Annotated in this window: 7 protein-coding genes, 1 tRNA gene and 2 pseudogenes; all 10 read left to right on the plus strand. The window is 66.0% G+C overall.

From position 1 onward, the window contains the following. Positions 1-141: pseudogene (gene tuf, locus VEC03_RS04990) on the plus strand (elongation factor Tu); the annotation flags it as partial. 66 nt (positions 142-207) lie between these two features. Beyond that, positions 208-283, plus strand: a tRNA-Trp gene (locus VEC03_RS04995). Between the two features lie 90 nt (positions 284-373). Then, positions 374-754 (plus strand): preprotein translocase subunit SecE, encoded by a 381-nt coding sequence (gene secE / locus VEC03_RS05000; protein WP_324913149.1) that lies wholly within the window; start codon positions 374-376, stop codon positions 752-754. A 3-nt stretch (positions 755-757) separates the two neighbouring features. Next, the gene (gene nusG, locus VEC03_RS05005) at positions 758-1,357 is read left to right on the plus strand and encodes a transcription termination/antitermination protein NusG (RefSeq protein WP_324913151.1); all 600 of its coding nucleotides are present in this window, start codon (positions 758-760) and stop codon (positions 1,355-1,357) included. A gap of 152 nt (positions 1,358-1,509) precedes the next feature. Beyond that, positions 1,510-1,941, plus strand: coding sequence for a 50S ribosomal protein L11 (rplK, locus tag VEC03_RS05010; RefSeq protein ID WP_324913153.1), 432 nt, complete (start codon positions 1,510-1,512; stop codon positions 1,939-1,941). Then, on the plus strand, positions 1,942-2,637 hold the full coding sequence (gene rplA, locus VEC03_RS05015) for a 50S ribosomal protein L1 (protein WP_324913155.1): 696 nt from the start codon (positions 1,942-1,944) through the stop codon (positions 2,635-2,637). Positions 2,638-2,995: 358 nt separating this feature from the next. Beyond that, the gene (gene rplJ / locus VEC03_RS05020) at positions 2,996-3,511 is read left to right on the plus strand and encodes a 50S ribosomal protein L10 (protein ID WP_324913157.1); all 516 of its coding nucleotides are present in this window, start codon (positions 2,996-2,998) and stop codon (positions 3,509-3,511) included. Between the two features lie 42 nt (positions 3,512-3,553). Then, entirely contained in the window at positions 3,554-3,931 is a 378-nt protein-coding gene (rplL, locus tag VEC03_RS05025) for a 50S ribosomal protein L7/L12 (protein WP_324913159.1), read from the plus strand. A gap of 281 nt (positions 3,932-4,212) precedes the next feature. Next, positions 4,213-8,325, plus strand: a complete 4,113-nt coding sequence (rpoB, locus tag VEC03_RS05030; RefSeq protein ID WP_324913161.1) for a DNA-directed RNA polymerase subunit beta — start codon at positions 4,213-4,215, stop codon at positions 8,323-8,325. Between the two features lie 18 nt (positions 8,326-8,343). Then, positions 8,344-8,903: pseudogene (locus VEC03_RS05035) on the plus strand (DNA-directed RNA polymerase subunit beta'); the annotation flags it as partial.

Raw genomic sequence — 8,903 nt, forward strand, 5'->3', positions numbered from 1 at the left:
GAGATGGTGATGCCCGGCGACAACGTGACGATCACCGTCAAGCTGATCGCCCCGATCGCCATGGAAGAGGGCCTGCGCTTTGCCATCCGCGAGGGCGGCAAGACCGTGGGCGCCGGCGTCGTCGCCAAGATCATGGAATGAATGGACGTTGGGGACTGACCACGAAGCGCAGCGAGTGCTCCGTCCTCAACTGCCTGGAAGCCGCGGAGGGGTATAGCTCAATTGGCAGAGCGTCGGTCTCCAAAACCGAAGGTTGTAGGTTCGATTCCTACTGCCCCTGCCACCTGAGTGGCGCCGATCCAGAGCCCGTCCGCGTGACGGGCTTCACCGTCTGTTGAGGGCGGTGAGACATCTCAAGCAGGAACACGCCTTCATGGCCACATCGCAAGTTGAAACCGTCACGACCGGCGCCGACAAGGCCCGGCTCGGGGCGGCCGTCGCCCTGGTGATCGCCGGTGTCGCCGGCTTCTACCTGCTCGGCCGCCAGGGCGCCGTGGCGCAATGGGGCGCGCTGGTGCTGGGGCTGGCCGCGGCCTTCGTGGTCTTCATGACCTCGGAATCCGGCAAGGCCTTCGCCGCCTTCGGCCGCGATTCCTGGAAGGAAGTCAAGAAGGTCGTCTGGCCCACCCGCAAGGAAGCCATCCAGATGACCGCCTATGTGTTCGGCTTCGTCGTCATCATGGCAGCCTTCCTGTGGCTGACCGACAAGACCCTCGAGTGGGTCTTCTACGACCTGATCCTGGGCTGGAAGTAATCAATGAGCGAAACCGAAACGCCCCGCAGCGAGGCCGGCGAACCGGCAGCGCCTGCCAAGCCGGCCAATCCCGACCTGCGCTGGTACGTGGTCCATGCCTACTCGGGCATGGAGAAGGCCGTCGAGCGCAACATCCGCGAGCGCATCAACCGTGCGGGCATGCAGGACCTGTTCGGCGAGATCCTGGTGCCCACCGAGGAAGTGGTGGAGATCCGCAACGGCCAGAAGCGCACCTCCGAGCGTCGCTTCTATCCCGGCTACGTGCTGGTGCAGATGGTGATGAACGACGACACCTGGCACCTGGTCAAGCACACCAACAAGGTGACGGGCTTCGTGGGCGGCGCCAAGAACCGCCCGGCCCCGATCTCCGAGGACGAGGTCGCCAAGATCCTGGGCCAGATGGAAGAGGGCGTGGAAAAGCCGCGCCACAAGGTCGAGTTCGTGGTCGGCGAGTACGTGCGCGTCAAGGACGGCCCGTTCACCGACTTCAACGGCACCGTCGAGGAAGTCAACTACGAGAAGAGCAAGGTGCGGGTGTCCGTCACCATCTTCGGCCGGGCCACCCCGGTCGAGCTCGAGTTCTCGCAGGTCGAGAAGACCTGAGGCAAGCGGGGGCGGGCGGAGGCGCCTGTCCTCGGTTGGAAAAACGATCCGCGCCTTCCAGCTCGCGCGGGTTTCAAGAAGTCGAGCTGCAACCCCCGGGGAGCCGAGGCCTGCGTGCCGAGGCGTTTGCACCCGCAAGGAGTACCTGAACCATGGCGAAGAAGATCGTCGGTTTTGTCAAGCTGCAAGTGCCGGCTGGCAAGGCCAACCCGTCGCCCCCGATCGGCCCCGCGCTGGGCCAGCGCGGCCTGAACATCATGGAGTTCTGCAAGGCGTTCAACGCGCAGACCCAGGGTGTCGAGCCGGGCCTGCCGCTGCCGGTGGTGATCACCGCCTACGCGGACAAGAGCTTCACCTTCATCATCAAGACGCCGCCGGCGACCGTGCTGATCAAGAAGGCGGTCAAGCTGGACAAGGGCTCGGCCAAGCCGGCCACGGACAAGGTCGGCAAGATCACCCGGGCCCAGCTCGAGGAGATCGCCAAGACCAAGCTGAAGGACATGAACGCGGCCGACCTCGAAGGCGCGATCAAGACCCTGGCGGGCTCGGCCCGTTCCATGGGTGTCACCGTGGAGGGCGTGTAAATGGCCAAGCTGACCAAGAAGCAGAAAGCCCTCGAGGGCAAGGTCGACAGCAACAAGCTGTACGCGCTGGGCGAGGCGCTGGCCATCGTCAAGGAGTGCGCCAACGCCAAGTTCGATGAGTCCATCGACGTGGCCGTGCAGCTCGGCGTCGACGCCAAGAAGTCCGACCAGGTGGTGCGCGGCGCCGTCGTGATGCCCAACGGCACCGGCAAGACCAAGCGCGTGGCCGTGTTCGCCCAGGGCGCCAAGGCCGAGGAAGCCAAGGCCGCCGGCGCCGACGTGGTCGGCATGGACGACCTGGCCGCCCGCGTCAAGGCCGGCGACATGCCGTTCGACGTGGTGATCGCCGCTCCCGACGCCATGCGCGTGGTCGGCACGCTGGGCCAGATCCTGGGCCCGCGCGGCCTGATGCCCAACCCCAAGGTCGGCACCGTGACCCCGGACGTGGCCACGGCCGTGAAGAACGCCAAGGCCGGCCAGGTGCAGTTCCGGGTCGACAAGGCCGGGATCATCCACGGCACGATCGGCCGCCGTTCGTTCGACACCGACAAGCTTCAGGGCAACCTGGCGGCGCTGATCGACGCGCTGAACAAGGCCAAGCCGGCCTCCAGCAAGGGCGTCTACCTGCGCAAGGTGGCGGTGTCCTCGACCATGGGCGTGGGTGTCCGCGTGGACGTCCAGTCCCTGTCGGCTTAGTTATTGCAGGTGCCGGACCAAGCGCGCGAAGCGCGTTTGCTCGGGCACCTCTGACTGGAGAGGTGCCGGCCGCGCGCGGCGTGGAGGGCACCTCGATGGATCGGCCAGCCCGCAAGGGCCGGCCGGCATGGTGGGCTGCCGGGCGGCGCGCAAGCGAAGTCCGGCAGGCCATCCAAGACCGCTGGTGCGCAGCAATGCGCTTAATCGGCGGCCGTCGGGGCAACCCGGCAGCCGGGCCAGCGCAGATGGCGATCCCGCCACGAGAGAGTTGTGAGTAGTTCCCTCGGGGTTTGGTCGCTGCAGCAAAGGCGCGCCGCACGTGGTGCAAACCCGGCGGCGCAATTGGAAGGAGTAGACCTTGAGTCTGAATCGCAGTGAGAAACAAGCGGTCGTCGAAGAGGTGACCGGTCTCGCCGCCCAGGCCCAGACGTTGGTGATGGCGGAATACCGCGGCATCACGGTCGCCGACATGACGAGGCTGCGCAGCGACGCGCGCAAGCAAGGCGTGAACCTGAGTGTTCTGAAGAACACGCTGGCCCGCCGTGCTGTGAGCGGCAGCGCCTTCGAAGTCGTCGCCGACCAGATGACCGGTCCGCTGATCTACGGCTTCTCCGTGGACGCCGTGGCCGCCGCCAAGGTGGTGGCCGACTTCGCGAAGACCAACGACAAGCTGGTCATCCGCGCGGGCGCCTACGGTGGCAAGGCCCTGGACGTCAACGGCGTCAAGCAACTGGCCAGCATTCCGAGCAAGGAAGTGCTGCTGGCCCAGCTGTGCGGCCTGCTGATGTCGCCGGTGTCGCGCACGGCCGTGGTGCTGGGCGCGCTGGCCGCCAAGAAGGGCGGCGGCGACGAAGCGGCCCCGGCAGCAGCCTGACGAGCGAGCAATTCAACCCCATTCATTGAAGGAACCATCCAAATGGCATTCGATAAAGACGCATTCCTGACCGCGCTGGACAGCATGACGGTCATGGAACTCAACGACCTGGTCAAGGCGATCGAGGAGAAGTTCGGCGTGAGCGCCGCCGCCATGGCCGCCCCGGCCGCCGGCGGTGGCGGTGCCGCCGCCCCGGCCGCGGAAGAGAAGACCGAGTTCAACGTGATGCTGCTGGAAGCCGGCGCCAACAAGGTGTCCGTCATCAAGGCCGTCCGCGAGATCACCGGCCTGGGCCTGAAGGAGGCCAAGGACCTGGTCGACGGCGCGCCCAAGGCCGTCAAGGAAGGCATCGCCAAGGCCGACGCCGAGGCGGCCAAGAAGAAGCTGGAAGAAGCCGGCGCCAAGGTCGAACTCAAGTAATCGAGTCCACCTGCCGAGGCTGGAGGCTCCGAAAGGGCCTCCAGCCTTTGGTGCTTATTGAGGCGTGGCCTGAACGCACCCGCAAAAGCTGGCCTAATCGAGGGTTCGCCAGCTTTTACGAGTGTCTTCTGACCCCGACTGCAGGAGATACCTTGGTTCGGGCCGTGTGCAATGCACGGCCGTCCGCCATGGTTGGTAGTGGCCAACCCGCCAAGCAACGCCCATTCCCGCGCAGGGATGGGCGCGTCAGTTGCGCAAGAGCTCAATAGCCCGGAGATCCCATGGCCTATTCCTATACCGAACGCAAGCGCATCCGCAAGAGCTTCGGCAAACGCGACAGCGTGCTCGAAGTGCCTTACCTGCTGCAGATGCAGAAGGATGCGTACACCGCCTTCCTCCAAGCCGACGTCGCGCCATCGAAGCGCACCGTCGAGGGCCTGCAGGCCGCCTTCGACGCGGCCTTCCCGATCGTCTCGCACAACGGGTTTGTCGAGATGAAGTTCATCGAATACAACCTGGCCAAGCCCGCGTTCGACGTGCGCGAGTGCCAGACCCGCGGCCTGACCTACGCCTCGGCCGTGCGCGCCCGCGTGCAGCTGATCATCTACGACCGCGAGTCGTCCACGCCGCAGTCCAAGGTGGTCAAGGAGGTCAAGGAGCAGGAGGTCTACATGGGCGAAGTGCCGCTCATGACCGACAAGGGCTCCTTCATCATCAATGGCACCGAGCGCGTGATCGTGTCGCAGCTGCACCGCTCGCCCGGCGTCTTCTTCGAGCACGACAAGGGCAAGACGCACAGCTCGGGCAAGCTGCTGTTCTCGGCCCGCATCATTCCCTACCGCGGCTCCTGGCTGGACTTCGAGTTCGACCCGAAGGACATCCTGTACTTCCGCGTGGACCGCCGCCGCAAGATGCCGGTGACGATCCTGCTCAAGGCCATCGGCCTGACGCCCGAGTCGATCCTGGCGAACTTCTTCGTCAACGACAACTTCCGCCTGATGGACAGCGGCGCGCAGATGGAGTTCGTGCCCGAGCGCCTGCGCGGCGAGGTGGCCCGCTTCGACATCACCGACAAGACCGGCAAGGTGGTGGTGCCCAAGGACAAGCGCGTCACCGCCCGCCACACCCGCGAGCTGGAGCAGTCCGGCACCACCCACATCAGCGTGCCGGAGGACTTCCTGGTCGGCCGCGTGGTGGCCCGCTCCATCGTCGATCCCGACACCGGCGAGATCATCGCCAAGGCCAATGACGAGCTGACCGAGGCGCTGCTCAAGAAGCTGCGCGCGGCCCACGTGCAGGACCTGCAGGTGATCTACACCAACGAGCTCGACCAGGGCCCGTACATCAGCCAGACCCTGCGCATCGACGAGACCGTCGACGAGTTCCAGGCGCGCGTGGCCATCTACCGCATGATGCGCCCCGGCGAGCCGCCGACCGAGGACGCGGTGCAGGCCCTGTTCCAGCGCCTGTTCTACAACCCCGACACCTACGACCTGTCGCGCGTCGGTCGCATGAAGTTCAACGCCAAGGTCGGCCGCGACGAGAGCACCGGCCCCATGGTGCTGACCAACGAGGACATCCTCGCCGTCGTCAAGATCCTGGTGGACCTGCGCAACGGCCGTGGCGAAGTCGACGACATCGACCACCTGGGCAACCGCCGCGTGCGCTGCGTCGGCGAGCTGGCCGAGAACCAGTACCGCACGGGCCTGGCCCGCATCGAGAAGGCCGTCAAGGAGCGCCTCGGCCAGGCCGAGCAGGAACCGCTGATGCCGCACGACCTGATCAACTCCAAGCCGATCTCCGCGGCCCTGAAGGAGTTCTTCGGCGCGTCGCAGCTGTCGCAGTTCATGGACCAGACCAACCCGCTGTCCGAGATCACGCACAAGCGCCGCGTCTCGGCGCTGGGTCCGGGCGGCCTGACGCGCGAGCGTGCCGGCTTCGAGGTGCGCGACGTGCACGTCACGCACTACGGCCGGGTGTGCCCGATCGAGACGCCGGAAGGCCCGAACATCGGCCTGATCAACTCGCTGGCCCTGTACGCACGCCTGAACGAGTACGGCTTCATCGAGACGCCATACCGCCGCGTGGTGGACGGCAAGGTGACCAACGAGATCGACTACCTGTCGGCCATCGAGGAAGGCAAGTACGTGATCGCCCAGGCCAACGCGGCGCTGGACGAGCAGGGCCGCCTGACCGGCGACCTGGTCTCGGCGCGCGAGCGCGGCGAATCGATCCTGGTGTCGGCCGACCGCATCCAGTACATGGACGTGTCGCCGGCGCAGATCGTCTCGGTGGCGGCCTCGCTGGTGCCCTTCCTGGAGCACGACGACGCCAACCGCGCACTGATGGGCGCCAACATGCAGCGCCAGGCCGTGCCGGTGCTGCGCCCGGAGAAGGCCTACGTGGGCACCGGCATCGAGCGCGTCTCCGCGATCGACTCCGGCACCGTGGTCACCGCCAACCGCGGCGGGGTGGTCGACTACGTCGATGCCACCCGCATCGTGGTGCGGGTCAACGACGACGAAGCCCAGGCGGGCGAGGTCGGCGTCGACATCTACAACCTGATCAAGTACCAGCGTTCCAACCAGAACACCAACATCCACCAGCGTCCCATCGTCAAGCGCGGCGACAAGATCGCCAAGGGCGACGTGGTGGCCGACGGCGCGTCGACCGACCTGGGCGAGCTGGCACTGGGCCAGAACATGCTGGTCGCGTTCATGCCGTGGAACGGCTACAACTTCGAGGACTCGATCCTGATCAGCGAGCGCGTGGTGGCCGACGACCGCTACACCTCGATCCACATCGAGGAACTGGTGGTGATGGCGCGCGACACCAAGCTGGGCGCCGAGGAAATCACCCGCGACATCCCGAACCTGTCGGAGCAGCAGCTCAACCGCCTGGACGAGAGCGGCATCATCTACGTGGGCGCCGAGGTCATGCCGGGCGACACGCTGGTGGGCAAGGTCACCCCCAAGGGCGAGACCACGCTGACGCCGGAAGAGAAGCTGCTGCGCGCCATCTTCGGCGAGAAGGCCTCCGACGTGAAGGACACCTCGCTGCGCGTGGACCAGGGCTCGCAGGGCACCGTGATCGACGTGCAGGTGTTCACCCGCGAGGGCATCCAGCGTGACAAGCGCGCCCAGCAGATCATCGACGATGAACTCAAGCGCTTCCGCCTGGACCTGAACGACCAGCTGCGCATCGTCGAGGCCGACGCCTTCGACCGGATCGAGAAGCTGCTGACCGGCAAGGTCGCCAACGGCGGCCCGCAGAAGCTGGCCCGCGGCACCACGATCGACAAGGCCTACTTGCAGTCGATCGAGAAGTACCACTGGTTCGACATCCGCCCGGCCGACGACGACGTCGCCGCCCAGCTGGAGTCGATCAAGAACTCGATCGAGCAGCAGCGCCACAACTTCGACCTCGCGTTCGAGGAGAAGCGCAAGAAGCTGACCCAGGGCGACGAGCTGCCGGCCGGCGTGCTCAAGATGGTCAAGGTCTACCTGGCCGTCAAGCGCCGCCTGCAGCCCGGCGACAAGATGGCCGGCCGCCACGGCAACAAGGGCGTGGTGTCCAAGATCGTCCCGGTCGAGGACATGCCCTACATGGCCGACGGCACGCCGTGCGACATCGTGCTCAACCCGCTGGGCGTGCCTTCGCGCATGAACGTGGGCCAGGTGCTGGAAGTGCACCTGGGCTGGGCCGCCAGGGGCATCGGCCAGCGCATCGGCGACATGCTGCAGCAGCAGGCCCGCCAGGCCGAGCTGCGCAGCTTCCTGGACGAGCTGTACAACCGCTCGGGCCACAAGGAGGACATCGCCAGCCTGTCCGACGAGCAGGTGCTGGAGATGGCCGGCGAGCTGGCCAAGGGCGTCCCGTTCGCGACCCCGGTGTTCGACGGTGCTTCGGAAACCGAGATCCGCAACATGCTGCAGCTGGCGTTCCCGGACGAGATCGCGCAGCGCAAGGGCCTGAACGCCACCCGCACCCAGGCGCGCCTGTACGACGGCCGCACCGGCGACGCCTTCGAGCGCCCGGTCACCGTCGGCTACATGCACGTGCTCAAGCTGCACCACCTGGTGGACGACAAGATGCACGCCCGCTCCACCGGCCCGTACAGCCTGGTCACCCAGCAGCCGCTGGGCGGCAAGGCGCAGTTCGGCGGCCAGCGCTTCGGCGAGATGGAAGTGTGGGCGCTGGAAGCCTACGGCGCGGCCTACACGCTGCAGGAGATGCTGACCGTGAAGTCCGACGACGTGCAGGGCCGCACCAAGGTGTACGAGTCCATCGTCAAGGGCGAGCACGCCATCGACGCCGGCATGCCGGAGTCGTTCAACGTCCTGGTCAAGGAAATCAGGTCGCTGGGTCTCGACATGGAACTCGAGCGGTCTTAATTAGGGAAGGTAAGAGCAATGAAATCGCTACTCGACCTGTTCAAGCAATTCACGCCGGACGAGCATTTCGACGCCATCAAGATCGGGATGGCCTCGCCGGAGAAGATCCGCTCGTGGTCCTTCGGCGAAGTCAAGAAGCCGGAGACGATCAACTACCGCACCTTCAAGCCGGAGCGCGACGGCCTGTTCTGCGCCAAGATCTTCGGCCCGATCAAGGACTACGAGTGCCTGTGCGGCAAGTACAAGCGCCTGAAGCACCGCGGCGTGATCTGCGAGAAGTGCGGCGTCGAGGTCACGCAGACCAAGGTGCGCCGCGAGCGCATGGGCCACATCGACCTGGCCGCCCCGTGCGCGCACATCTGGTTCCTGAAGTCGCTGCCGTCGCGCCTGGGCCTGGTGCTCGACATGACGCTGCGCGACATCGAGCGGGTGCTGTACTTCGAGGCGTATGTCATCACCGACCCCGGCATGACCCCGCTGAAGAAGTTCGGCATCATGTCCGAGGACGACTACGACGCCAAGCGCAAGGAATACGGTGACGAATTCGTCGCCAAGATGGGCGCCGAGGGCATCAAGGA

The sequence above is a fragment of the Ramlibacter sp. genome, from assembly GCF_035627355.1.
Taxonomy (GTDB): domain Bacteria; phylum Pseudomonadota; class Gammaproteobacteria; order Burkholderiales; family Burkholderiaceae_C; genus Ramlibacter.